The following is a 25,137-nucleotide window of genomic DNA, read 5'->3' as shown; positions in this document are numbered from 1 at the left end:
GTTATCCCTTGCGGGTAAACGCCAGCACTCGCTCGTCGGCTACCGGGATCAACTCCGGATGCTGCCAACCTGCCACTTCGCCCACTCCTATCACCAGCAACCCTCCAGGTACCAGGCGCTCGGCCAGGCGGTTGAGGATCTCGCGGCGACGCCAGCGACGAAAATAGATCAACAAGTTCTGACAAAAAATAACGTCCATTCCGGACATCGGCGCCTTGGCTAGCTCCAGCACATTAAGCCGGGCGCAACACACGCGCGCAGCCAAATTCGGCACCACTTTGAAACGTCCATCGTCCTGGGCCAGGAAGTAGCGCTGGCACAGATCGGTTTCCAACTGTTCCAGACGACGCGCGCCATATTGGCCATCGCGTGCCTTGCTCAAGGCATTCAGGCTTATATCAGTGCCTGTTACCCCGAAATGATCCGGATGTTCACTTTCACGCATAACCTCAGCGGCACTAATAGCCAAAGAATAAGGTTCTTCGCCGCTGGCACAGCCAACACTCCATAGCTCCCAAGGCTGTGTCACGCCCTGCTGCAAACGCTCGCGCAAATAGCTTTCGAGCACTTCAAAGGAGGGGCGATGACGAAAGAAACGGGTTTCCTGCACAGTCAGCCGATCCAGCAGGGTCGACCACTCCACCGCACCGCGGGGGCCATCGGTTACCTGCCGGTAATACGTGGCGTAATCCATAACGCCCAGCTCGCGCATCCGCGCACTCAGATTGGTTTGCAGAAACGCCCGCCGCCGTTCATTAAGAACGACCCCGGTGCGCTCCTCGAGCAGCGTCTGCCAGTCACGGAACTCCGTGGCTGTCATGTCTGCCAAAGGCTGCAAGGCCCAGACGCCTGACTGCATGTCGTGCCCCTCGCTCACGGCCATAGTCCTTGTGCGACAGGCTTTTCAGCCTGCCGCGTGGCACCAGGTTAAGCCTGCTCCCCACCCGGCAAGGTAAAGCCGGATACCGACTTACGCATCTCACTGGCCATCTTGGCCAGGTTACCAATGCTCTTGGCGGTGGCAGTGGTACCGGAGGAGGTTTGCGAGGTAATTTCCTGGATCACGTTCATGGTGTTGGAAATGTGGCCCGCCGACGATGCCTGCTGGCGAGCAGCGTTGGAGATGTTCTGAATCAAGGCCGCAAGGGTTTTCGATACCTTTTCGATCTCTTCCAGTGCAACCCCGGCGTCCTGCGCCAGACGAGCACCGCGCACCACTTCGGAAGTCGTTTGCTCCATCGAGATAACGGCTTCGTTGGTGTCAGTCTGAATCGTCTTAACCAGCGCTTCGATCTGCTTGGTTGCAGCAGACGAACGTTCTGCGAGGCGTTGTACTTCGTCCGCTACCACGGCGAAGCCTCGACCCGCGTCACCCGCCATGGAGGCCTGGATCGCGGCATTCAGTGCGAGGATGTTGGTCTGGTCAGCAATGTCGTTAATCAGGCTAACGATGTCACCGATCTCCTGGGACGATTCACCGAGGCGTTTAATACGCTTGGAGGTGTCCTGGATCTGCTCACGGATGTTATCCATGCCGGTGATGGTGTTGTGCACCACTTCGTTGCCTTTGTTGGCGATGGCTACGGAGCGTTCCGCTACCGCGGAGGACTCCGAGGCGTTCGCCGATACCTGGTCAATCGACACGGCCATTTCGTTGATCGCCGCAGAAGCACCGGCAATTTCCTGAGCCTGGTGCTCGGAAGCCTCAGCCAAGTGCATCGCAGTGGCCTGAGTTTCCTGGGCCGCACCGGCTACCTGAACGGCGGTCAGGTTGATCGTTGCTACCAGGTCACGCAGCTGGTCGATGGAGTAGTTGATGGAGTCAGCGATGGCGCCGGTAAAGTCTTCGGTTACCGTCGCGGCCACGGTCAAGTCACCGTCTGCAAGGTCGGCGATTTCGTCGAGCAGTCGCAGAATCGCCGCCTGGTTACGTTCGTTCTTCTCGGCGGTGGATGCCAGACGACGGTTGGTTTCACGCACCATCACCAGGCCGATCAGGATGATCGAACCAAGCGCCAGAGCACCAAGCACGTAACCGATCAGGGTGTTGATGGCGCGACCGGTGGCCAGGTCATCAAAACCGACAGCCAGATCGGAAGCCTTGTCCAGGAGGGTTTGCGAAACGCTGAAGATCACGTTGGCAGATTCGCGCACCTGAAACAGTTCAGGCGAGGTTTCGAGGATTTCGTCCACCGAACCGGATACGAATTCGAATAGCTCAGAAATTTCCGCCAGACGCTCGAGGGCTTCCTCGTCGCCTACCTGGGTGATTTCCATCGCAGCGTTGCCTTCAAGCATCGCGCTCAATACGCGACCGAACAGGCTGGCATCGCGACCGAACATGTCGGCAGCCTGCACCGAATCTTGGTCACCGGCGAGTACCTTGTTTACCGAACCAAGGATACGTTCTGCCAGCAAGGATTGACGCTGAGCTACCGAGACCTGAGCCGCCGGCGCGCCACTTTCCAGCAGAATGTCGACCACTTCTTCGTACTCGACCTGCAGCTGCGGAATGGTTTCCGCCAGGGTAGCAGCTACCTGGTGCAACGACAGTACAGTCTGTTCGTTGGCCAGAATGGCGTCGGTGTTCTGCCGCAGCGTATCCCAGTCCTGCTGCACCACAGCGATCTGTGGCTGCAGGGATTCCGGCGCTGCAGGCAGCCCGCTTTCCTCGTTACCGTCGGTCAAATAACCCCAGCGGGTCTGGAAGTCGTTGCGCGCATCACGCAGCAAGGCGAACGCTTCGGCCGTACCGGCCGCCGCTTCCGTGGAGTTTTTCGCGATACGCTGGGACAGTACGCGCAGCTCACCGGCGTGACCGATGTACTCCGTGTCGTAGTTGGATTGGGTGTTGATGTAGGCGAAGTTGGCGAACAACAGCACGATCGAAACGATCAGGACAATAAACAGCCCTGCAATCAATGTGCTACTGCGCGCACCTGCTAACAAATTACCTGCATTTAGTTTTTTCATTTACTGGCCCCCGCCTGGACCGACCGCACTACGGTTCCCATGTAACGCCAAAAGGCCGGCAAAGCCGACCCCACCGATAAACTGTTAATACGCCACGTCGAGAAAACCCGGATTCTGGGCCAGCGCGTGTGGGCTGAACACCAACCAGGGCTGTTCACGTTGAAATACTCCGTGGATAAAAGGTGCTATGGACGCCTCGAGCGGCGGCAGCTGCTCAGAGAAGGTGTCCACAGGAAAATGCTGCATGCCGAACACTTCATCGACCGTCAGGCCAGCAAAGACTTCCTGGTGATCTACCACCAGAACTCGGCGTTTCTTGCGCAGTGGCGACAGCTCACTGCCGAAAAAACCGCACAGGTCCATCACCGGCAACAGGCGACCACGCACGTTGGCCACGCCCTTGACCCAGCTTTTCACGCCAGGCAGCAGGGTATGGCGCGGCTCATGCAACACCTCGCCAACCTCGCCCATGGGCGCGACGAAAAAACGCTCACCCATGCGAAAACCGATACCACTCCAGGTCTGCACCACCGCTTGCTGCGAAGGCAAGCCAGCAGCCAACGAACGACAGAGCCTGTCGATATCCTGAAGTGTTTGAAAAGGTGTTTGCGCGTCCGACATGCCAGCTGCGGCCTTATTCTTTTTAAATTGCGGACTGACCCGGTTTTAGCCGGCCAATACCGCATTCAAGGTTTTAACCAGGGTGTCTTCATCAACCGGCTTGGTCAGGTAATCCTTCGCGCCCTGGCGCTTACCCCAGACCTTGTCAGTTTCCTGATCCTTGGTGGTGACGATAATCACCGGGATGTGGCTGGTGTCCGCATCCTTGGTCAACTGACGGGTCGCCTGAAAACCGTTGAGGCCAGGCATGACGATATCCATCAGCACAGCGTCCGGCTTTTCCTGGCGTGCCAGAGCAACGCCGTCAGCGCCATTTTCTGCCTTGAGCACCTGATGACCGTGCTTTTCCAGCATAGCGGTCAGTTTGTACATTTCAGTCGGCGAGTCATCAACAATCAGAATTCGAGCCATGGTGTTTCCCAATACTTTAAAAAGGCGCTTAGCTATTCAGCCAGGCGTCAGGACGCTTGTTCCACCGGTACAAAGTTAGGCACATGCGCTTTGATCGCACCGAGCAGCTCTTCTTTACTGAAGGGCTTGGTCAGGTATTGATCGGAGCCAACGATGCGACCCTTGGCTTTATCGAACAGACCGTCTTTGGAAGACAGCATGATCACCGGGGTGGATTTGAAAGCGCTGTTGTTCTTGATCAAGGCACAGGTCTGATAGCCATCGAGCCGCGGCATCATAATGTCGACAAAAATGATGTTCGGATGGGTATCGGCGATCTTTGCCAAAGCATCGAAGCCGTCAACTGCAGTAATTACCTCGCAGCCCACCTTTTTCAGCAGGGTTTCCGCGGTACGACGAATCGTTTTCGAATCGTCGATCACCATCACCCTCAAACCCTCGGAATGCTGTTCCATGTTTGCCCTACCATCGCCTCGGTGAGTCGTTATTTTTGCGTTATATCAGTGCGCCTGAGGCCCTGTCACCGACGGGCTACAACCCAATCGTTGGGCCTTTTTAGCACACTCTCCAGATGCAATCTATAAGCCACGCGGGGCCAAGGTTTTTCCTTGACCACCCGACTTGCCAGCGCCACCCTGACGCCACATCACGCTTTAACACACTTTAATCGCTGCCATTTTACGGAGAATACCGCCATGAGCGTCCGCCTCGGCATTGTCATGGACCCCATCGCCCAGATCGCCTTCAAGAAGGACAGCTCGCTGGCCATGTTACTGGCCGCCCAAGCGCGCGGCTGGACCCTCTTCTATATGGAACAAAAAGATCTTTACCAAGCCAAGGGCGAAGCACGCGCTCGACTTTCAGAGCTTAGCGTATTCAACGACCCACAGCGCTGGTTCGAACTGGGTAACGAGCAGGATATCGCGCTAAGCGAGCTGGACGTGATCCTGATGCGCAAGGATCCGCCCTTCGATAACGAGTTTGTCTACTCCACCTACCTACTGGAACAAGCCGAGCAAGCAGGCGTTCTGGTGGTCAACCGCCCGCAAAGTCTGCGCGACTGTAATGAAAAGTACTTTGCCACTCAGTTCAGCCAATACACACCGCCGACCGTGGTCAGCCGCAGGGCCGACATTCTGCGCGAGTTTGCCAAAGAGCAGCGTGACATCATTCTCAAACCCCTCGATGGAATGGGCGGATCGATGATATTTCGCCATCGCGAGGGCGATCCCAACCTTTCCGTGATTCTCGAGACCCTGACCAACCACGGCCAGCAGCAGATCATGGCCCAGGGGTACCTGCCGGCGATCAAGGATGGCGACAAACGCATTCTGATGATTGATGGCGAGCCTGTGCCTTATTGCCTAGCGCGCATCCCAGCGGCCGGCGAAACCCGTGGCAACCTCGCCGCCGGCGGGCGTGGCGAAGCCAGGCCGCTGACCGAACGCGACCGTGAAATCGCCGCCGCTGTCGGCCCGACTCTACGCGAGAAAGGCTTGTTTTTCGTGGGCCTGGACGTGATCGGCGAGCACCTGACCGAGATCAACGTGACCAGCCCGACCTGCATCCGCGAGATCGACGCTGCTTTCGATACGCGTATCGGCGAGCAGCTGATGGACAAGATTGCCGAGAAGCTCAATGCGCGCAGTGCTTCATAGACTTTTCCATGCGCCCTCGGCAGACTGCGCGGCAACCTGAGCAGACCCGACACGCGATGAACGCAGCAGCCCAACTCCCTGAACTTTCCAGCGCCGGCGTACAGCCGGCGGACCGCCTGGGCTTCACCTTGTTCCTCGCTGCAGTGCTGCATGCCGCGCTGATCCTCGGCCTGGGCTTTACCCTGGCCGAGCCGAGCCAAATAAGTAAAACTCTGGAAATCACTCTCTCCACCTTTAAAAGCGAAGAAAAGCCTAAAGAGGCCGATTTCCTCGCCCAGGACAACCAGCAAGGCAGCGGTACCCTGGAACACAAGGCCGCACCAAAAACCACTGAGCAGGCGCTGTTTCAGGACAGCGAAGTCAAGCGCGTTACTCCGCCCGCCGCGCCACAGCAGCCCGCTGTACGCCAGCAAGCCCCCAAAGCAGCAGTCGCCACCCGCGCCCCGCAACAGCAGAAAACCCCGGTCAAACGCGAAGAAGCCAAGCCCACGCCGCAAGCCCGGCCAGCGCCGGTGTTCGACAGCGCGCAACTGTCTTCGGAAATCGCCAGCCTGGAAGCCGAATTAGCTCAGGAAGTTCAGCAGTACGCCAAGCGCCCGAAGATTCACCGCCTCAACGCTGCCTCAACCATGCGTGACAAAGGCGCCTGGTATAAGGATGAGTGGCGCAAGAAGGTCGAACGGGTGGGCAACCTTAATTATCCGGATGAAGCGCGCCGCCAGGGCATTTACGGCAGCCTGCGCCTGCTGGTGTCGATCAACCGCGACGGTACCCTGTACGAAGTGCAGGTACTGGAATCCTCAGGACAGCGCACGCTCGACCAGGCAGCTCTGCGCATCGTACGCCTGGCCGCACCGTTCGCGCCGTTTACCGGTGACCTGGCCGATGTCGATCGCCTGGAAATCATCCGCACCTGGCGCTTCGAACGCGGCGACCGTCTGTCGAGCAACTGATTGGCAGATTGTTACCCCGCGATACCGCGTCGCGCTTGAAGCCAATGGCCTGAAGCCTGAAACTAACGCCCATGAAAGACGCCAGCCCCAGCTACCTCAAACATCATTTCCTGATCGCCATGCCGCACATGGCCGATCCGCATTTCGCGCAGACCGTCACCTACCTGATCGACCATAACGAGTTCGGCGCCATGGGCCTGGTGATCAACAAGCCCAACGGCCTCAACCTGGCTGACGTACTCGAACAGTTGCGCCCGGATGACGAGCCGCCCGTGCTCTGCCAGAGCCTACCGATCTTTACCGGCGGCCCGGTGCAAACCGACCGCGGCTTTGTGCTGCATCCCAGCGGCCCGCAGTTTCAGGCCACCCTAGAGCTGGGCGGGCTGGGCCTGTCGACCTCGCAGGACGTGCTGTTTGCGATTGCCGACGGCAGCGGCCCGGACAAATACCTGATCACCCTCGGCTACGCCGGCTGGGAGGCTGGCCAGCTGGAAGCCGAACTGGCCGACAATGCCTGGTTAACCTGCCCAGCCGACAACGCCATCCTTTTCGACTTGCCCTTCGACCAACGCTTGAATGCCGCCGCCGCGCGCCTGGGGATCAATCTCAGCCTACTCACCTCACAAGCCGGGCACGCCTGATGACCGAGTCGAAGGCAAAACCGCTACGCCTGCTGCTGGGTTTCGATTACGGCAGCAAACAGATCGGCGTTGCGGTCGGCCAGGTCATCACCGGCCAGGCACGCGAGCTGTGCATCCTCAAGGCACAAAACGGCGTGCCTGACTGGCAAATGGTCGAAGCGCTGATCAAGGAATGGCAACCGGACGCCATCGTCGTCGGTCTGCCATTGAACATGGACGGCACGAAAAGCGAGATGAGCGACCGCGCCGAGAAATTCGCCCGCCGGCTCAATGGCCGCTTTAACCTGCCCGTGCACACCCACGACGAACGCCTGACCACCTATGAAGCCAAAGGCCAGCGCCTGCAGCAAGGGCAGAACAGCGGCTACCGCGAGCGCCCGGTCGATGCACTCGCAGCCGCCTTACTGCTGCAAGGCTGGCTCGAAGAAAATTGCCTGGGCTAACCCCCACTAAGACTGCATCTGGAGTGTTGCCATGAGTTTACCCAACCCGGCGGAACTACTGCCGCAAATGGCCGCCGCCCTGACGAGCCACCTTAACCAGCGGCAGATCAGCGAACCGCGCTTTATCGGCATCCGCACAGGTGGCGTCTGGGTTGCCCAGGCGCTGCTGGAAGCCCTAGGCCGCGACGACGCGCTGGGTATTCTCGATGTGTCCTTCTACCGTGACGACTTCACCCAGAACGGCCTGCATCCACAAGTGCAGCCGTCCGAGCTGCCGTTCGAGATCGAAGGCCAGCACCTGGTGCTGATAGACGACGTACTGATGAGTGGCCGCACCATCCGCGCCGCGCTAAATGAACTATTCGATTACGGCCGTCCGGCCAGCGTGACCCTGGCCAGCCTGCTCGACCTAAATGCCCGCGAGCTGCCGGTGCGCCCGGATGTGGTCGGCGCAACCCTGTCGCTGGCGGCGGATCAGCGGGTAAAATTGTCCGGCCCCACGCCGCTGACCCTCGAACTCCAGACGCTTGCCAACTGAGACTCGCCAGATGACGACCATAGCCGCCAAGCGCCCGCTGCAGCTGAATGACCAAGGCCAACTGCGCCACTTCCTGTCCCTCGACGGCCTGCCCCGCGAGCTGCTGACGGAAATCCTCGACACCGCCGACTCCTTCCTCGAAGTCGGCGCCCGCGCGGTGAAGAAAGTCCCGCTGCTGCGCGGCAAGACCGTGTGCAACGTGTTCTTCGAGAACTCCACGCGCACCCGAACCACCTTCGAACTCGCGGCCCAGCGCCTGTCCGCAGACGTGATCAGCCTCAACGTCTCGACCAGTTCGACCAGTAAGGGCGAAACCCTGTTCGACACCCTGCGCAACCTCGAAGCAATGGCCGCCGACATCTTCGTCGTGCGCCACGCTGACTCAGGTGCCGCACACTTTATTGCCGAGCATGTGTGCCCGAATTTGGCGATCATCAACGGTGGTGACGGCCGCCACGCCCACCCGACTCAGGGCATGCTCGACATGCTGACCATACGCCGACACAAAGGCAGCTTCGAGAACCTCTCGGTGGCGATAGTCGGCGACATCCTGCACTCACGAGTGGCGCGCTCGAATATGCTTGCGCTGAAAACCCTCGGCTGCCCAGACATCCGCGTGATTGCGCCGAAAACCCTGCTGCCGGTCGGTATTGAGCAATACGGCGTCACCGTTTACAGCGACATGGCCACTGGTCTCAAGGATGTCGACGTGGTGATCATGCTGCGCCTGCAACGCGAACGCATGACCGGAGGCCTGCTGCCGAGTGAAGGCGAGTTCTACCGCCTATTCGGCCTCACCGAAGACCGCCTGAAACTCGCCAAACCGGATGCTCTGGTCATGCACCCAGGGCCGATCAACCGCGGTGTAGAGATCGAGTCGGCGGTGGCTGATGGCCCGCAATCGGTGATTCTCAACCAGGTCACCTACGGCATTGCCGTGCGCATGGCCGTGCTGTCCATGGCCATGAGCGGGCAAACTGCGCAACGCCAACTCAACCTAGATGCCGAGGAGCAAAACTGATGCGCATCCGTATCCTCGGTGCCCGCGTTATCGACCCTAGCTGCGGCTTCGATCAGCTTGCCGATATCTATATCGAAAGCGGCAAAATTATCGCCATTGGCCAGGCGCCAGCCAGCTTCATCGCCGAGCAGAGTATTGACGCCGAGGGGCTGATCGCCGCACCGGGCCTGGTCGACCTCAACGTTGCCTTGCGCGAGCCGGGCTATAGCCGCAAAGGCAGCATCGCCACGGAAACCCTGGCCGCAGCAGCCGGCGGCGTGACCAGCCTGTGCTGCCCGCCCTTCACCAAACCCGTGCTGGACACGCCAGCTGTAGCCGAGCTGATCCTCGACCGCGCCCGCGAAGCCGGGCACACCAAAGTGTTCCCGATTGGCGCATTGAGCAAAGGCCTGGAAGGCGAGCAGCTGGCAGAACTCGTTGCGCTGCGCGACGCCGGTTGCGTGGCTTTCGGCAACGGCCTGGTCAGCTTTCGCAATAACCGCACCCTGCGCCGCGCCCTGGAATACGCAGCCACCTTCGACCTGACGGTGATCTTCCACTCCCAGGATCATGATCTGGCCGATGGCGGCCTGGCCCACGAGGGTGCCACCGCCAGCTTCCTCGGCCTGCCAGGCATTCCGGAAACTGCGGAAACCGTGGCCCTGGCCCGCGACCTGTTACTGGTCGAGCAGACGGGTGTGCGTGCGCATTTCAGCCAGCTGACCAGCGCACGTGGCGCCCAGCTGATCGCCGAGGCTCAAGCCCGTGGCCTGCAGGTCACCGCTGATGTGGCCTTATATCAGCTGATTCTCACCGACGAAGCGCTGAGTGATTTCTCCAGCCTTTACCACGTGCAACCACCGCTGCGCACCGCTGCCGACCGCGACGGTCTGCGCGCTGCGGTGAAAAACGGCGTGATCAGCGCTATCTCAAGCCACCATCAGCCGCATGAGCGCGACGCCAAGCTGGCACCCTTCGGTGCCACCGAACCAGGTATCAGCAGCGTGCAACTGTTACTGCCGCTGGCCATGAGCCTGGTACAGGATGGCCTGCTCGACCTACCCGCCCTGCTCGCCCGCCTGAGCAGCGGCCCAGCGCAAGCGCTGCGTCTGCCAGCCGGCAAACTGAGCGTGGGCGCACCCGCCGACCTGCTGCTGTTTGACCCACAGGCCTCGACCCTGGCTGGTGAAATCTGGTATTCGAAAGGTGCCAACTGTCCATTTATCGGCCATTGCCTGCCCAGCGCCGTGCGTTACACCTTGGTGGACGGGCACGTCAGCTACCAGGCTTAAAACCTGACCACACAAAAAATCCCGCCATGGCGGGATTTTTTGTGTGCCGGAGAATCAGCCGCGCTGGGCATTCTTGATCGACACCTGAGTGTTCAGCGTCCAGAAGTCATACAGCACACCGAGCAGGAATAGACCACCGGTGAATAAATAGATGATCCCGGTGATCCACTTGCCCTGGTACATGCGGTGCACGCCGAAAATGCCGAGGAAGGTCAGTAGAATCCAAGCCACGTTGTAGTCGGTGTCGCCCGCGGTAAAGCGCATATCGGCTTCGCGATCCATCGCCGGGATCAGAAACAGATCAACGATCCAGCCGATAAACAGCAGACCGAAGGTGAAGAACCAGATAGTCCCGGTCACCGGTTTACCGTAATAGAAGCGGTGCGCCCCGAGAAAACCGAAAATCCACAGCAGATAGCCGATAAGTTTGCTGTGCGTGTCCTGCCGCTGCATATGCGTGCCTCCTGATGACTGATAACACTTTGACGCCACACTCTACGCAAGGTTCGCCGCCTGGGGAAATCCAGCGCAGCCAGCACCATCGCCACGCTTGAAGCCTGCACCGGATTACTAAATACTGTATGCATAACCAGTTAAGCAGGCAGCACCATGCAGCTGATCGAGAAACTCACCGTCCTCGCCGACGCCGCCAAGTACGACGCCTCCTGCGCCAGCAGCGGCGCACCCAACCGCAGCTCCAAGGGTAAAAGCGGAATAGGTTCGACCAATGGCATGGGCATCTGCCACAGCTTCACCCCGGACGGGCGCTGCGTGGCCTTGCTGAAAATCCTGCTAACCAACTTCTGCCTGTATGACTGCCAGTACTGCGTCAACCGCCGCTCCAGTGACGTACCGCGCGCGCGATTCACCCCCGAAGAAGTGGTGACCCTGACTCTAGATTTCTACAAACGCAATTGCATCAGCGGGCTGTTTCTCAGCTCCGGCATCATCCGCTCGGCCGACTACACCATGGAGCAGCTGATCCGCGTGGCCAAATTGCTGCGCGAAGAGCATGAGTTTCGCGGCTACATCCACCTCAAAACCATTCCCGACGCAGACCCATTGCTGATTGCCGAAGCCGGGCGTTACGCCGACCGCCTCAGCGTGAATATCGAGCTGCCCACCGAAGCCAGCCTGATCCGCCTAGCCCCGGAAAAGAAAGTGCTCACAATCAAGCAGGCCATGCACTCGATCCACCAGGGCGAGAGCGAGGCCCGCGCGGAAATACGTGCGCCACGTTTCGCCCCGGCGGGCCAGAGCACGCAGATGATCATTGGCGCCGACGCCACCGATGACAGCACCATCCTGCACACCGCAGCCTCGCTCTACGACGACTACCGCCTGCGTCGAGTTTATTACTCAGCGTTCAGTCCAATCCCGCAAAGTCCGAATACCGTGCCATTCGAAGCGCCGCCCTTGCTGCGCGAACACCGCCTGTATCAGGCTGATTTCCTGATGCGCGGCTACGGTTTCTCCGCCTCCGAACTGCTCATCGGCCCCGGCAACCTGGCTCTGGATATCGACCCCAAACTGGCCTGGGCACTGAACAACCGTGAGCACTTCCCCGTCGACCTCAATCGCGCCGAACCGGCCATGATCGCCCGTGTGCCGGGTATCGGCGTGCTCAGTGCGAAACGCCTGGTTGCCCTGCGCCGGCAGAAACGCATCCGCTTTGAAGACCTGACGCGCCTGCGCTGCGCTCTGGAAAAAGCCAAGCCCTTTATCGTCACCCAGGACTATCGCCCCCTGCAGGCCAGCCGCGAATCCCTGCTGTTACGCCAGCAGCTCAGCGAAACGCCCGCACAGATGGCACTGTGGTGATGCACAGCGCGCAGTTCGATGGCAGCTTTGCTGGCTGGCGTGAAGTTGCCAGAAGCCTGCTGCAGCAAGGCGTACCGCCGCACCAAGTCACCTGGCTGGGTGACGGTGACAGTGGTGGGCTATTTGGTCAGACACCAGCACCCAGCAGCACTCATGCGGCAACGCCCGCACCACGCATCCCCAAGCAGCTGCTTGAGCTGCTGCAGAGCGCCGCACGCTTTCGCGTAGAGGATCGCTGGAGCCTGCTCTATCGAATTCTATGGCGTGTCGCCCGGGGCGATCGCGCCGCCATGCTGCCGGGTGATATCGACGGCAGCCAGCTGCATAAACGGCTCAAGGCAGTGCGCCGCGAGGCCCATCACCTGCATGCTTTTCTACGCTTTCACCCACGCCCGGAGAACGCCGAAGGACCACAATTGGTGGCCTGGCATGAGCCTGCCCACGACATTCTGGCCAGCGCCAGTGGCCACTTTGCCGAGCGCCTGGGGCGCACTACTTGGTTGATTGCCACGCCGGATGACGGAGTGTATTGGGATGGCCAGCGCCTGTATTACCAACGCCCCTGCCCTAGCGAGTGGCAACACCTCACGCAAGCGCCCGAGGATGAGGGAGAGGCCCTGTGGCTCGCCTATTACGGCAGCACCTTCAATCCGGCACGGCTGAATCGTAGCGCCCTGGAAACTAGCCTGCCCGTACGCTTCTGGAAAAATCTGCCGGAAGGACCGCTGATTCCACAGCTGATGAGCCAGGCCCGCGCCGGCGCGCAACGCGATGGCCAGGCCGAAGCCGTCGCGCGCCAGGGCGGCAAACGCATTCGCCACACCAACGCGAAACCGCCAGCAGTCAGCGGAAGCGGCGACCCGGATCTTCCTCGCTGACTTCCAGCGACAAGCCCTGAGCCATGCTGCTCAGGTGATCGCCATCGGTTTCCGAACCGAGCTTGATCATCAGGCGCAAGTCGTTGGCCGAATCGGCGTACAGCAGCGCATCTTCGTAGGTGATCTCGCCCTGGCTGTAGAGGTTGTACAGCGCCTGGTCGAAGGTCTGCATGCCCTGCTCGGTGGAGCGTTTCATCAACGCCTTGAGCTCGTGCACCTCACCCTTGCGGATCAGGTCGGCGGCCAGCGGGGTATTGATCAATACCTCGATCACCGCACGGCGGCCTTTGCCATCCGGGGTGGGAATCAGTTGCTGAGCGACGATGGCCTTGAGGTTGAGCGACAGGTCCATCCACACCTGGTTCTGCCGATCCGCCGGGAAGAAGTTGATGATGCGGTCCAGCGCCTGGTTAGCGTTGTTGGCGTGCAGCGTAGCAAGACACAGGTGACCGGTTTCGGCGAAGGCCACGGCGTGATCCATGGTTTCGCGGGTACGCACCTCACCGATCAGAATCACGTCCGGAGCCTGACGCAGGGTGTTCTTTAGCGCGACTTCGAAGGACTCGGTGTCGATGCCGACTTCACGCTGGGTAACGATGCAGCTCTGGTGCTGGTGGATATATTCGATCGGGTCTTCGATGGAGATGATGTGGCCGCTGCTGTTCTTGTTGCGGTAACCAATCATCGCCGCCAGCGAGGTCGATTTACCGGTACCGGTCGCACCGACGAACAGCACCAGACCGCGCTTGGTCAGGGCCAGCTTCTTGAGAATCTCTGGCAGCTTCAACTCATCCAGCGTCGGAATATTGGTCTCGATACGGCGTAACACCATGCCGGCCAAGTTGCGCTGGTAGAAGGCACTGACGCGGAAACGACCAACGCCACGGGCGCTGATAGCGAAGTTGCATTCGTGATTTTCGGTAAAGTCGCGGCGCTGCTGCTCGTTCATCACCGCATGCACGGTTTCACGGGTCTGCTCCGGCGACATGGGCGTCTTGGTGATCGGCATAATCTTGCCGTTGACCTTCATCGACGGCGGCACGCCAGCGGTAATAAACAGGTCAGAGCCGCCCTTTTCCACCATCAGGCGCAGCAGTTTTTCGAATTCCATCGTTGTTCGCCCATGTGTATCGCGCGGTTATGCAAGGCCAGCGGCAGGCGCGTGGGTTGCCGCTGGGCTGAACCCGACAGGCAGGTGCCTGCAGGGTACTGTCGATTTAGAAATTTTCTGGCGTTTTAGCTTTTTCGCGCGCCGCTTCGCGGCTAACGATGCCCTTGGACACCAGGGTCTTCAGGCAGGAGTCGAGGGTCTGCATACCCAACGAGCCACCGGTCTGGATCGCCGAGTACATCTGCGCCACCTTGTCCTCACGGATCAGGTTACGGATGGCCGGGGTGCCAATCATGATTTCGTGGGCGGCCACGCGACCGCCGCCAACTTTCTTAAGTAGCGTCTGCGAAATAACCGATTGCAGCGACTCAGAGAGCATGGAACGGACCATGGACTTCTCTTCTGCTGGGAATACGTCAACCACGCGGTCGATGGTCTTGGCCGCGGAGGTTGTGTGCAAGGTGCCGAATACCAAGTGACCGGTTTCTGCGGCAGTCAGGGCCAGCCGAATAGTTTCCAGGTCACGCATCTCGCCGACCAGAATGATGTCCGGGTCTTCCCGCAGTGCCGAACGTAGGGCTTCGGAGAAGCCGAGGGTGTCGCGGTGCACCTCGCGCTGGTTGATCAGGCACTTTTTCGATTCGTGAACGAATTCGATCGGGTCTTCAACCGTCAGGATGTGGTGGTACTTATTGCTGTTTATATAGTCGAGCATCGCCGCCAGAGTGGTCGATTTGCCCGAGCCGGTTGGCCCGGTCACCAGCACCAGGCCGCGCGGCACATCGGAAATCTTGCGGAAAATATCACCCATACCGAGGTCTTCCATGCTCAGCACTTTCGACGGAATGGTCCGAAATACTGCACCAGAGCCACGGTTCTGGTTGAAGGCGTTTACCCGGAAACGCGCCACGCCCGGCACTTCGAAAGAGAAGTCGGTCTCGAGGAATTCCTCGAAATCCTTGCGCTGCTTGTCGTTCATGATGTCGTAGATCAGCGCATGCACCTGTTTGTGGTCCAGCGCAGGCAAATTGATCCGGCGAACATCACCGTCGACCCGAATCATCGGAGGCAGGCCAGCGGAGAGATGCAGGTCCGATGCACCTTGCTTGGCGCTGAAGGCCAGCAATTCAGTGATATCCATGGGACTCCCTAATGACAGACAAGCAGGTAGAATGCCGCAAAACCCAGGCGGCGGGCGCAAGTAATGTCCACGATAGCAGAGAATATTGCAAAGGTCGGAGTGCGCATCCGTGAGGCGGCGCAAGCCTCGCAGCGAGATTGTGCGACTGTTGGCCTACTCGCGGTGAGCAAAACCAAACCGGCCGAGGCAATTCGCCAGGCGTTTGCCGCCGGCACCCGCGATTTTGGCGAGAACTACCTGCAGGAAGCCCTGGAAAAACAGGTCGAACTGAGCAACCTACCGCTGACCTGGCACTTCATTGGCCCCATCCAATCGAACAAGACCAAGCCCATCGCTGAGCACTTTGCCTGGGTGCATTCGGTGGACCGTCTGAAAATCGCCCAGCGCCTGTCTGATCAACGTCCGGCGCATTTACCAGCGCTGAACATCTGCCTACAAGTGAATGTCAGCGGCGAAGCCAGCAAGTCCGGCTGCAACCCCGATGAGCTGCCAGCCCTGGCACAAGCGGTTACACAACTGCCCAACCTGTGCCTGCGCGGATTGATGACAATTCCCGAACCCACTGACGACCCTGTGGAGCAACGCGCCGCCTTCGCCCGCTTGCGCGAGCTGCAGCAAGACCTGAACCTGGACCTCGACACCTTGTCCATGGGCATGAGCCATGATCTGGAAGCCGCCATCGCCGAAGGTGCGACCTGGGTGCGCATCGGTACCGCATTGTTCGGCGCGCGCGACTACAGCACTAGCTGATTGAATTTGCCTTCAGCCTTATTAAAGGAAGCCCGTTATGACCACTCCCCGCATTGCCTTTATCGGCGCAGGCAATATGGCCGCCAGCCTGATCGGCGGATTGCGTGCCCAGGGCATTGACGCCAGCGCCATTCGCGCCAGTGACCGCGGTGCCGAACAGCGCAGCAAGATCAGCGCCGAACATGGCATCGAAACCTTTGCCAGCAACGCCGAGGCCATTCAGGGCGCGGACGTTATCGTGCTCTCGATCAAGCCGCAGGTGATGAAAGAGGTGTGCCTGGATCTCGCCGCGCATATCAGCGAGCAGCAGTTGGTGGTGTCGATTGCCGCCGGTATCAGCTGCGCCAGCCTGGAAAACTGGCTCGGCCCACGTGCAATTGTGCGCTGCATGCCCAACACTCCGGCACTGCTGCGTCAGGGCGTTAGCGGCCTGTATGGCAATGCACACGTATCGCAGGCCCAGCGCCAGCAAGCCGAACAGCTGCTCAGCGCCGTAGGCCTGGCGCTGTGGCTGGATCAGGAAGCGCAGATCGATGCCGTCACCGCCGTGTCCGGCAGCGGCCCGGCGTATTTCTTCCTGCTGATCGAGGCCATGACCGCTGCTGGCGAGAAACTCGGCCTGCCGCGTGATACCGCCGCCCAGCTGACCCTGCACACCGCCCTTGGCGCCGCACGCATGGCCGTGGCCAGCGATGTCGATGCCAGTGAACTGCGCCGCCGGGTAACCTCACCTGCCGGTACCACCGAAGCGGCGATCAAGAGCTTCCAGGCCGATGGCTTCGAAGCCTTGGTCGAGAAAGCCCTGAACGCCGCCGCCCACCGCTCTGCCGAGCTGGCCGAACAACTCGGCCAATAAGGAACGAAAATGATCGGACTCAACACCGCCGCCGTTTATATCCTGCAGACCATTGGCAGCCTGTACCTGCTGATCGTGCTGCTGCGCTTTATCCTGCAACTGGTGCGGGCAGATTTCTACAACCCAGTCAGCCAGTTCATCGTGCGCGCCACCCACCCATTGCTGAAGCCGCTGCGCAAGATAATCCCGAGCCTGGCCGGGCTGGATCTGGCCTCGCTGATGCTGGCGATTCTGGTGCAACTGCTGCTGATGGCAGTGACCCTGCTGCTGCTCGGCTATGGCCTGGACAACCCGCTGCAGCTGCTGGTGTGGTCGATCATTGGCGTCACCGCGTTGTTCCTCAAGGTGTTCTTCTTCGCCCTGATCATCAGCGTGATTCTGTCCTGGGTCGCCCAGGGCAGCCATAACCCGACCGCCATGCTGATCAATCAGATCTGCGAGCCACTGCTGTCGCCTATCCGCCGCATCCTGCCGAGCATGGGCGGGCTGGACCTGTCGCCGATTGTCGCGTTCCTAATCCTCAATCTGATCGACATGCTGGTGATCCGCAATTTGGCGATCATGACCGGCATGTATAAAGGCCTTAGCCTGGCGATCTGACCGCGAGCGCCGGATGAGGCACTTTCGCTGGGACGGCGCCGACCTGATCCTCGACTGCCACCTGCAGCCCAAAGCGAGCAAGGATGAGTTCGCAGGACTGCACGGTGAGCGGCTGAAAATCCGCCTCACCGCGCCGCCCGTGGAGGGCAAAGCCAATGCGCAACTGCTGGCCTTTCTCGCCAGCGCATTTGCCGTGAGCAAAAGCCAGGTCAGCCTGGAAAGCGGTCAGCAAAGCCGGCAAAAGCGCGTTCGCATCAAACAACCGCAGCGCCTGCCAGATGAAGCCGCCCTGACCGCCCAGTCACCCTGACCGACCATAAGGCGGGCGGGCGACGACATGCAATTGACGCCATAGCTGCGACCCGCATAATGCCAAACAGGTCAATCCACGAACGTCGTGGATCTGGCGTAATTCCACAGGCTTTAAAGCGTTATCTGCCGCACGTGCTTGCTCTGCGGCATCGTTCAATGTGTGCCCGACTTAACCTGGGTGCCGTATAGCCCCAGTCGCCCCACAATGGATGCGCCAACCGGAGGAATGCCCAGGATGAGCATGGAACGTCTCAGTCAGCAGGTCGATGCTTATGTCACCTGGAAGCGCGAGCTGATGCGCGAAATCACCCGCTATCGCAGCTGGCTGGTGACCAATCGGCTGAACTCCGAGGCCGTGGAAGCCAAGCTTGAGCGCGCGCTGAAACTGCTGCGCACTGACCACATCACCCTGGCCTTTGTCGGCGAGTTCTCGCGCGGCAAGACCGAGCTGATCAACAGCCTGTTCTTCTCCTCCTATGGTCAGCGCATGCTGCCGTCCCAGGCCGGGCGCACCACCATGTGCCCCACCGAGCTGTTCTTCGATCCGCGCTCGGAGCGCTCCTATATCCGCCTGCTGCCGATTGAGACCCGCGTGTCTGAGGCCAGCGTGGCGCAGTTCAAACGTATTCCGCGGCACTGGGTAAATATCCCGCTGGACCTCAGCGACCCAGACAATATGGTCCAGGCCTTTGTCCAAGTCGCGCGGACCAAGCCCATGCCGGTCGAACAGGCCATTGCCCTGGGCTTTCACCCGGACATGCTGGAAAGCACCAATAAACCTGGTGAAGTGCTGGTACCGGCCTGGCGTCACGCCATGGTCAACTTCGACCACCCGCTGCTGCGTCAGGGTCTGCGCATCCTCGACACCCCGGGCCTGAACGCCCTCGGTAGCGAGCCAGAACTGACTCTGTCGATGCTGCCCAGCGCCCAGGCGATCATCTTCCTGCTGTCCGCCGATACCGGCGTGACCGCCAGCGACATGGCCGTGTGGCAACAGCATATCCGCCAGCTTGATGAAGACACCCAGACCAGCCTGTTTGCCGTGCTGAACAAGATCGACGTACTGTGGGATGACCTGGCCGGCGAAGCCTTTGTGCAGAACGCCATCCGCCAGATCCAGACCAGCACCGCACGCCAACTCGGCATCCGCGTCGAGGACGTGCTGCCGCTGTCGGCCAAGCAGGCAATGCTGGCCAAGGTACGTAAGGACCCCGAACTGCTGGCCCGCAGCCAGATGAGCAACCTGGAAAACCTGCTCTGCGAACGCATCATTGCGCAGAAAGAGCGCCTGCTCGAAGATCGCGTGGTCAATCAGGTGCTGGCTCTACTGCAGAACAGCCAGCACGTGCTCAACCTTCGCCTGGAAAAGGTCAACGAACAGCAAGCGCTGCTGAGCAACCACCAGCACGACAATGGCCAGATGCTCTTCGAGCTGACCGCCAAGACCAAGGAAGATCACAACCAGCACCACAAACGCCTGCTGGGCCTGAAAACCAACCAACGCCTGCTCAAGCGTCAGGGCGACCTGCTACGTCACGCCTCGCGCAGTGAACGCCTGGACGAACACCTGAACAAGGTGCGCAAGAACCTTACCGGCAGCTGGACCACCCTGGGTATCAACCAGGCCATCCTGCATTTCTTCCGCAGCGTGGAGCAGGATCTACACAACCTGTCGCAGGAAGCCGAGATGGCCAACAAGATGGTCGCGGCCATCTACCGTCGGCACAATGAAGAGAACCCGCTGCATGGCGTCGACGCACCGCAGTTCAACGTCAATCGCTACCTGCGCGAACTCAAGCAGCAGCAGACCAAGGCCGACCAGTTCCGCCTGCAGCTGAAAACCCTGCTGACAGAACAGCGCAGCCTGACCAAACGCTTCTTCGCCACCCTGGTGCAGGAAGTGATCGGCCTGCACCAGCGCATGCGCCAGGAAGCCGAGCAGTGGGCCAGCGATGCGCTGATGCCGCTGATGCAGCACACCCTGGAGCACAAGCAGCTGCTGGAAACCCATATGCTGCGGCTCAAGGCCCTGGCCCAGGAAACCCAACAGGCGCGCCAACGTGGCCAGCAACTGGCGCGTTACAGCGGCGAGCTGGAGCAGCAACTGGCGCAAGCCAACGACATCCTGCGCATACTGCGCCGTCCAGCCCCCGTGCAGCGCCAGGGCAAGGTGGTCAACCTGCCAGGGGCTGCACGCCCACACAGCATCGGCGAATAGTCCTCGACTTCAGCGCCGCCACATCCGCCGCACCCCAGCCGCCCCATGCGCTTGCCGCCTGGGGCGGCGCTTTTAGGGTCTGTTCCCGTTTCGTGCGCAGCCGCGCCGGAGCCAGTTTTTACGCGAGGCAAGGCACGAGACACGAAGTTTGGTTGTTCCAAATGAGTGTCGAGAAACACTGCATCGCGTAAAAACTGGCCCGGCCCTGCGGGTTGCGCGAAAAATTTCGCCATGCGGTGTTGGAGGACTTGGCAAGGGAACAACCATTACCTGCGCCCTCCGCCTAGCCTGGCGAAATTTTGCGCAGCAACGCGGCTTGCGACGAAATGGGAACAGACCCTAGACTGCGGCCTTCTTTTATTGCGAGCAGGGTCGATGTCGACTGCCTTTCCCCAAGACTCTGTTGGCCTGGTAACCCCACAGGTGCTGCAGTTCGCAGAACCTCTGGCACTGGCCTGCGGGCGCAGCCTGGCCGACTACCAACTGATCTTCGAAACCTATGGCGAGCTGAATGCCACGGCAAGCAACGCTGTACTGATTTGCCACGCCCTGTCTGGCCACCACCATGCCGCCGGTTACCACAGCGCAGAAGACCGTAAACCGGGCTGGTGGGACAGCTGCATCGGTCCCGGCAAGCCCATCGACACCAACAAGTTCTTCGTTGTCAGCCTGAACAACCTCGGTGGCTGCAATGGTTCCACCGGTCCCAGCAGCCTCAACCCGGCCACCGGCAAACCCTTCGGTGCCGACTTCCCGGTAATGACCGTGGAAGACTGGGTACACAGCCAGGCGCGGCTGGCCGATAACCTCGGCATCAGCCAATGGGCCGCCGTGATCGGCGGCAGCCTCGGCGGCATGCAGGCTATGCAATGGACCATCAGCTACCCCGAACGCGTGCGCCATTGTCTAGCGATTGCCTCGGCACCCAAGCTGTCAGCCCAGAACATCGCCTTCAACGAAGTGGCGCGCCAGGCGATTCTTACCGACCCGCAATTCCATGGCGGACACTTCCAGGAACAGGGCGTGATCCCCAAACGCGGGCTGATGCTGGCGCGCATGGTCGGCCATATCACCTACCTGTCGGATGACGCCATGGGCGAGAAATTCGGCCGTGGCCTGAAGAGCGAAAAACTCAATTACGACTTCCACAGCGTCGAGTTCCAGGTGGAAAGCTACTTGCGCTACCAGGGCGAGGAGTTCTCCGGGCGTTTCGATGCCAATACCTACCTGCTGATGACCAAGGCGTTGGACTACTTCGATCCGGCGGCCGCCTTCGACGATGACCTGGCCAAGACCCTGGCTCACGTCACGGCCGACTTCTGTGTGATGTCCTTTACCACCGACTGGCGCTTCTCACCAGCACGCTCGCGGGAAATCGTCGATGCGCTGACTGCCGCGCGGAAAAATGTCTGCTATTTGGAAATCGATGCGCCCCAGGGCCACGACGCCTTCCTGATGCCGATCCCCCGCTACCTGCAGGCATTCGACAGCTATATGAAACGGATTAAGGTGTAGCCATGCGCGCGGATCTCGAAATCATCCAAGAGTGGATTCCCGCTGGCAGCCGTGTGCTCGACCTGGGGTGCGGCAATGGCGAGTTGCTCGCCTGGCTGGCCGAACACAAGCAGGTGTTCGGCTACGGCCTGGAAATCGATGCGGACAACATCGCCCAGTGCGTGAGCAAGGGCGTCAACGTCATCGAGCAGAACCTCGACAAAGGCCTGGGTAACTTCGCCAGCAACAGCTTCGACGTGGTGGTCATGACCCAGTCGCTGCAGGCCCTGCATTACCCGGATAAGGTGCTGGCGGAGATGCTGCGCGTCGGCAAGACCTGCATCATCACCTTCCCCAACTTCGGCCACTGGCACTGCCGCTGGTACCTCACCACCAAAGGCCGCATGCCGGTGTCGGACTTTCTGCCCTACACCTGGTTCAACACGCCGAACATCCACTTCTGCACCTTCGAAGACTTCGAAAACCTGTGCCACAACCAGGGCGCCAAAGTCATGGATCGCCTGGCCGTGGACCGCGACCACCGGCACGGCTGGGCCAGTCGGATCTGGCCTAATCTATTAGGTGAAATCGGCATTTACCGGATCAGCGGCCCCACAGCCGAAGACGTGCAGATCGCCAACTAGACGACTGCCCCGCAAGATTTGCTATCTGGAGAACCCTTATGCGTCGCATAGCACTACTGTTTATCGCCCTGTGCCTGAGCCTGCCGGCGCTGGCTGAACGCAAGCAGACCTTCGGCGATCTCGACGTGCACTACATCGCCTTTAACTCCGGCTTTCTGCAACCGGACATCGCCGCTGCCAGCGGCCTGGTGCGCAGCAAGACCCAAGGCGTGGTGAACATCTCCGTACTCAAGGCCGGAAAAGCCAGCAGTGCCAGCGTCAGCGGCGAGGTCAAGGACTTAGTCGGGCGCAGCCACCCGCTGACCTTCAAGCAGGTTAACGAGGGCGCCGCCATCTATTACCTGGCGCAGTTTCCCTTTACCCAGCGCGAGATGCTGCGCTTCACCATCACTGTTAGCGCTGCCGATGGCGTCGCGCACAGTTTCGATTTCAACCAGGAATTCTTCCCAGACGAATGATGCACTTCAACGAACTGGTACTGGCCAGCCACAACGCCGGCAAACTCAAGGAACTGCAGGCCATGCTCGGCAGCAGCGTACGCGTGCGCTCGGTCGGCGAGTTCTCCATGGTCGAGCCGGAAGAAACCGGCCTGTCGTTTATCGAAAACGCCATTCTCAAAGCGCGCAATGCCGCACGGCTTTCCGGCCTGCCGGCGCTGGCTGATGACTCAGGCTTGGCAGTGGACTTTCTCGGCGGAGCCCCGGGTATTTACTCGGCACGCTACGCCAATGGTCAGGGCGACGCGGCAAACAACTCCAAGCTGCTCGACGCGCTGAAAGGTGTGCCGGACGCAGAACGCGGCGCGCAGTTCGTCTGCTGCCTGGCGCTGGTGCGCCACGCTGACGATCCGCTGCCGATCATTTGCGAAGGCCTCTGGCACGGACGCATCCTGCACGCCGCGCAAGGCATGGAAGGCTTTGGCTATGACCCGTTGTTCTGGGTGCCCGAGCGCGACTGCTCCAGCGCTGAACTCCCGGCCGCCGAGAAAAACCAGATCAGCCACCGCGCCCGCGCTATGGCCCTGTTGAAACAACGGCTGGGCCTGGCATGACCACGGCGTTCGGCGGGAGCTTCGCGCTACCGCCACTTGCACTCTATGTGCACATCCCCTGGTGCGTGAAGAAGTGCCCGTATTGCGACTTCAACTCCCATGCCGCCGGACCGAGCCTGCCGGAAGAGGCCTATGTCGACGCCTTGCTGGCCGACCTGGATGCCGACCTGGCGCAGGTGCATAACCGTCCGCTGAGTTCGATATTCTTCGGTGGCGGCACGCCCAGCCTGTTTTCGGCCAAGGCGCTTGGCCGCCTGCTTGAAGGCGTGGAGCGGCGTGTCCGGTTTGCCGCCGATATCGAAATCACCCTGGAAGCCAACCCTGGCACCTTCGAGCAGGCCAAGTTCCGCGACTACCGCAGCCTCGGCATCAATCGCCTGTCGATCGGCGTGCAGAGCTTCCAGCCGCCCAAGCTGATCGCACTTGGCCGCATCCACGACGGCGATGAAGCCGTGCGTGCAGCAGACATGGCCCGCACAGCCGGTTTCGACAACTTCAACCTCGACCTGATGCATGGCCTGCCGGATCAGTCCATCGAGGATGCACTCAGCGACCTGCGCATCGCCATCGCCCAGGGGCCGACGCACCTGTCCTGGTATCAGCTGACGGTTGAGCCGAACACGGTGTTCTGGAACCAGCCACCGGTAATGCCAGAGGACGACATTCTCTGGGACATCCAGGAAGCCGGCCAGGCGCTGCTGGCCGCCGAAGGCTATGCGCAGTACGAAGTCTCCGCTTATGCCCAGGCCGGCAAAGCGGCACGACATAACCTGAATTATTGGACCTTTGGCGACTTCCTCGGCATCGGTGCGGGCGCACACGCCAAACTCAGCCGCCCGAGCGGCAGCATCAGCCGTAGCTGGAAAACTCGCCTACCCAAGGATTACCTGGACAGCAGCAAAGGCTTCAGCGCCGGCGAGCGCGTCCTGAGTGCCGATGAATTACCCTTCGAATTTCTGATGAATGTGCTGCGCCTCACGGACGGTGTCGCCAGCGAACTGTTCACTCAGCGCACCGGCCTACCGCTCAGTCAGCTCGCCGCAGCGCGTGCCGAGGCCCAGCAACGTGGCCTGCTGCACAGCGACCCGGCCCGCCTGAGTGCCACCCGCGAAGGCCAGCTGTTTCTCAACGACCTGCTGCAACACTTTCTACCCTGACGCATGCGCCCACACGGCTAAGGAAACCTGATGGACCTGCTACTCGACCTGATCGTCACCCTGTCGCGCTGGAGCCGCAGTCACCTCTACGATATTTCCCTGGCAATCATGGCCACCCTGCTGGTGCTGTTCGGCCCCGGCATCAATGCCTGGGTGCAACGCAACACCAGCAGCATGAACTTCATTTTCCGCACGCTGATCTTTGTGCTGCTCTGCGCCGTCGGCTACGGCCTGCTAATCGTCTTTGCCACGCCTTACCTGGCCAAGGGCCTGGGTTTCTTCAACAATTTCACGTTGGCCCCAGTGCTGATTCTAGTGTTCTTTATCATCGGCATCCTCGCCGACCGCAGCTGAGCTGCTGGCGAACTGATCGAGAGCCTGCCCTCAGGCTCCGCTTACAGACTCAACAGCCAACTGACGCCCATCACGCCCAGGCAACAAATCGCCGACTGACTGTGACGATCATCGCAGATCGCCATCATGTCTCAACACAAGCCGGCTTTTTTCATTAGCCTTGCGTCCCCAACACTGCTCGCAGTGCTGGTTGCAGCCGTTTTCTCCCGTCCGAACAGCG

The 25,137-nt window shown here is 60.3% G+C and carries 28 protein-coding genes; 20 read left to right on the top strand and 8 right to left on the bottom strand.

Translation table 11 applies throughout. From position 1 onward, the window contains the following. Nucleotide 1: 1 nt before the first annotated feature. From ACIGEK_RS05505 to pilG, 5 genes are all read right to left on the bottom strand, one after another. On the bottom strand, nt 2–859 hold the full coding sequence (locus tag ACIGEK_RS05505; protein WP_397493086.1) for a protein-glutamate O-methyltransferase: 858 nt from the start codon (nt 857–859) through the stop codon (nt 2–4). Between the two features lie 68 nt (nt 860–927). After that, nucleotides 928–2,973 carry a methyl-accepting chemotaxis protein gene (locus ACIGEK_RS05500; protein ID WP_397492317.1) on the bottom strand — a complete coding sequence of 682 codons (2,046 nt, stop codon included), beginning with the start codon at nt 2,971–2,973 and terminating at the stop codon, nt 928–930. Between the two features lie 84 nt (nt 2,974–3,057). Beyond that, nucleotides 3,058–3,594, bottom strand: a complete 537-nt coding sequence (locus tag ACIGEK_RS05495) for a chemotaxis protein CheW (protein ID WP_397492316.1) — start codon at nt 3,592–3,594, stop codon at nt 3,058–3,060. 45 nt (nt 3,595–3,639) lie between these two features. Then, nucleotides 3,640–4,005 (bottom strand): twitching motility response regulator PilH, encoded by a 366-nt coding sequence (pilH, locus tag ACIGEK_RS05490; RefSeq protein WP_090250086.1) that lies wholly within the window; start codon nt 4,003–4,005, stop codon nt 3,640–3,642. Between the two features lie 47 nt (nt 4,006–4,052). Beyond that, complete coding sequence (gene pilG / locus ACIGEK_RS05485; protein WP_275960399.1) at nt 4,053–4,460, bottom strand: twitching motility response regulator PilG; 408 nt, start codon at nt 4,458–4,460, stop codon at nt 4,053–4,055. Between the two features lie 240 nt (nt 4,461–4,700). On the opposite strand from pilG, the gene gshB reads away from it, so the two are divergent. From gshB to ACIGEK_RS05450, 7 genes are all read left to right on the top strand, one after another. After that, complete coding sequence (gene gshB / locus ACIGEK_RS05480; RefSeq protein WP_397492315.1) at nt 4,701–5,663, top strand: glutathione synthase; 963 nt, start codon at nt 4,701–4,703, stop codon at nt 5,661–5,663. Between the two features lie 56 nt (nt 5,664–5,719). After that, nucleotides 5,720–6,616, top strand: a complete 897-nt coding sequence (locus ACIGEK_RS05475) for a TonB family protein (RefSeq protein ID WP_397492314.1) — start codon at nt 5,720–5,722, stop codon at nt 6,614–6,616. Between the two features lie 71 nt (nt 6,617–6,687). Further along, nucleotides 6,688–7,257 (top strand): YqgE/AlgH family protein, encoded by a 570-nt coding sequence (locus ACIGEK_RS05470; protein WP_397492313.1) that lies wholly within the window; start codon nt 6,688–6,690, stop codon nt 7,255–7,257. Next, nucleotides 7,257–7,700, top strand: coding sequence for a Holliday junction resolvase RuvX (ruvX, locus tag ACIGEK_RS05465; RefSeq protein ID WP_397492312.1), 444 nt, complete (start codon nt 7,257–7,259; stop codon nt 7,698–7,700). Before ACIGEK_RS05470 ends, ruvX begins: the two co-directional genes overlap by 1 nt. Nucleotides 7,701–7,731: 31 nt before the next feature. Then, a complete protein-coding gene (gene pyrR / locus ACIGEK_RS05460) occupies nt 7,732–8,238 on the top strand; it encodes a bifunctional pyr operon transcriptional regulator/uracil phosphoribosyltransferase PyrR (protein WP_397492311.1) in 507 nt (168 codons plus the stop codon). Nucleotides 8,239–8,248: 10 nt separating this feature from the next. Beyond that, on the top strand, nt 8,249–9,259 hold the full coding sequence (locus ACIGEK_RS05455) for an aspartate carbamoyltransferase catalytic subunit (RefSeq protein ID WP_397492310.1): 1,011 nt from the start codon (nt 8,249–8,251) through the stop codon (nt 9,257–9,259). After that, the gene (locus ACIGEK_RS05450; protein WP_397492309.1) at nt 9,259–10,530 is read left to right on the top strand and encodes a dihydroorotase; all 1,272 of its coding nucleotides are present in this window, start codon (nt 9,259–9,261) and stop codon (nt 10,528–10,530) included. The genes ACIGEK_RS05455 and ACIGEK_RS05450 overlap by 1 nt, the downstream gene beginning before the upstream one ends. 54 nt (nt 10,531–10,584) lie before the next feature. Here ACIGEK_RS05450 and ACIGEK_RS05445 read toward each other — a convergent pair whose 3' ends face one another. Continuing rightward, complete coding sequence (locus ACIGEK_RS05445) at nt 10,585–10,983, bottom strand: NINE protein (protein ID WP_397492308.1); 399 nt, start codon at nt 10,981–10,983, stop codon at nt 10,585–10,587. Between the two features lie 156 nt (nt 10,984–11,139). On the opposite strand from ACIGEK_RS05445, the gene ACIGEK_RS05440 reads away from it, so the two are divergent. Beyond that, the gene (locus ACIGEK_RS05440; RefSeq protein WP_397492307.1) at nt 11,140–12,351 is read left to right on the top strand and encodes a putative DNA modification/repair radical SAM protein; all 1,212 of its coding nucleotides are present in this window, start codon (nt 11,140–11,142) and stop codon (nt 12,349–12,351) included. Next, the gene (locus ACIGEK_RS05435; protein ID WP_397492306.1) at nt 12,351–13,229 is read left to right on the top strand and encodes a TIGR03915 family putative DNA repair protein; all 879 of its coding nucleotides are present in this window, start codon (nt 12,351–12,353) and stop codon (nt 13,227–13,229) included. Before ACIGEK_RS05440 ends, ACIGEK_RS05435 begins: the two co-directional genes overlap by 1 nt. Here ACIGEK_RS05435 and ACIGEK_RS05430 read toward each other — a convergent pair. After that, a complete protein-coding gene (locus tag ACIGEK_RS05430; protein ID WP_275960388.1) occupies nt 13,195–14,340 on the bottom strand; it encodes a PilT/PilU family type 4a pilus ATPase in 1,146 nt (381 codons plus the stop codon). The genes ACIGEK_RS05435 and ACIGEK_RS05430 overlap by 35 nt on opposite strands. Nucleotides 14,341–14,446: 106 nt before the next feature. Continuing rightward, complete coding sequence (locus ACIGEK_RS05425) at nt 14,447–15,481, bottom strand: type IV pilus twitching motility protein PilT (RefSeq protein ID WP_397492305.1); 1,035 nt, start codon at nt 15,479–15,481, stop codon at nt 14,447–14,449. Between the two features lie 63 nt (nt 15,482–15,544). Between ACIGEK_RS05425 and ACIGEK_RS05420 the strand changes: the two genes are divergently transcribed. The 11 genes from ACIGEK_RS05420 to ACIGEK_RS05370 all read left to right on the top strand — a co-directional run bounded on the left by ACIGEK_RS05420 (nt 15,545) and on the right by ACIGEK_RS05370 (nt 24,917). Beyond that, nucleotides 15,545–16,231 (top strand): YggS family pyridoxal phosphate-dependent enzyme, encoded by a 687-nt coding sequence (locus tag ACIGEK_RS05420; RefSeq protein WP_397492304.1) that lies wholly within the window; start codon nt 15,545–15,547, stop codon nt 16,229–16,231. Nucleotides 16,232–16,268: 37 nt separating this feature from the next. Next, nucleotides 16,269–17,087, top strand: a complete 819-nt coding sequence (proC, locus tag ACIGEK_RS05415) for a pyrroline-5-carboxylate reductase (protein ID WP_397492303.1) — start codon at nt 16,269–16,271, stop codon at nt 17,085–17,087. Between the two features lie 9 nt (nt 17,088–17,096). Next, nucleotides 17,097–17,687 carry a YggT family protein gene (locus ACIGEK_RS05410; RefSeq protein WP_397492302.1) on the top strand — a complete coding sequence of 197 codons (591 nt, stop codon included), beginning with the start codon at nt 17,097–17,099 and terminating at the stop codon, nt 17,685–17,687. 13 nt (nt 17,688–17,700) lie between these two features. Further along, on the top strand, nt 17,701–17,997 hold the full coding sequence (locus tag ACIGEK_RS05405; RefSeq protein WP_397492301.1) for a DUF167 family protein: 297 nt from the start codon (nt 17,701–17,703) through the stop codon (nt 17,995–17,997). A gap of 237 nt (nt 17,998–18,234) precedes the next feature. Beyond that, entirely contained in the window at nt 18,235–20,217 is a 1,983-nt protein-coding gene (locus ACIGEK_RS05400) for a dynamin family protein (protein ID WP_397492300.1), read from the top strand. Between the two features lie 375 nt (nt 20,218–20,592). Beyond that, on the top strand, nt 20,593–21,732 hold the full coding sequence (locus ACIGEK_RS05395; RefSeq protein WP_397492299.1) for a homoserine O-acetyltransferase: 1,140 nt from the start codon (nt 20,593–20,595) through the stop codon (nt 21,730–21,732). Nucleotides 21,733–21,734: 2 nt separating this feature from the next. Then, nucleotides 21,735–22,355, top strand: coding sequence for a methionine biosynthesis protein MetW (gene metW / locus ACIGEK_RS05390; protein WP_339408942.1), 621 nt, complete (start codon nt 21,735–21,737; stop codon nt 22,353–22,355). A 38-nt stretch (nt 22,356–22,393) separates the two neighbouring features. Continuing rightward, complete coding sequence (locus tag ACIGEK_RS05385) at nt 22,394–22,813, top strand: DUF4426 domain-containing protein (protein ID WP_397492298.1); 420 nt, start codon at nt 22,394–22,396, stop codon at nt 22,811–22,813. After that, nucleotides 22,810–23,406 carry an RdgB/HAM1 family non-canonical purine NTP pyrophosphatase gene (gene rdgB, locus ACIGEK_RS05380; RefSeq protein WP_397492297.1) on the top strand — a complete coding sequence of 199 codons (597 nt, stop codon included), beginning with the start codon at nt 22,810–22,812 and terminating at the stop codon, nt 23,404–23,406. Before ACIGEK_RS05385 ends, rdgB begins: the two co-directional genes overlap by 4 nt. Then, nucleotides 23,403–24,563 carry a radical SAM family heme chaperone HemW gene (gene hemW, locus ACIGEK_RS05375; RefSeq protein ID WP_397492296.1) on the top strand — a complete coding sequence of 387 codons (1,161 nt, stop codon included), beginning with the start codon at nt 23,403–23,405 and terminating at the stop codon, nt 24,561–24,563. Before rdgB ends, hemW begins: the two co-directional genes overlap by 4 nt. Nucleotides 24,564–24,593: 30 nt before the next feature. After that, complete coding sequence (locus tag ACIGEK_RS05370) at nt 24,594–24,917, top strand: DUF3392 domain-containing protein (protein WP_090380340.1); 324 nt, start codon at nt 24,594–24,596, stop codon at nt 24,915–24,917. The last annotated feature ends 220 nt before the right edge of the window (nt 24,918–25,137 follow it).

It is taken from the genome of Pseudomonas sp. NPDC079086, assembly GCF_044542155.1.
Lineage (GTDB): Bacteria > Pseudomonadota > Gammaproteobacteria > Pseudomonadales > Pseudomonadaceae > Aquipseudomonas.
This window is presented reverse-complemented; position numbering and strand designations above follow the sequence as displayed.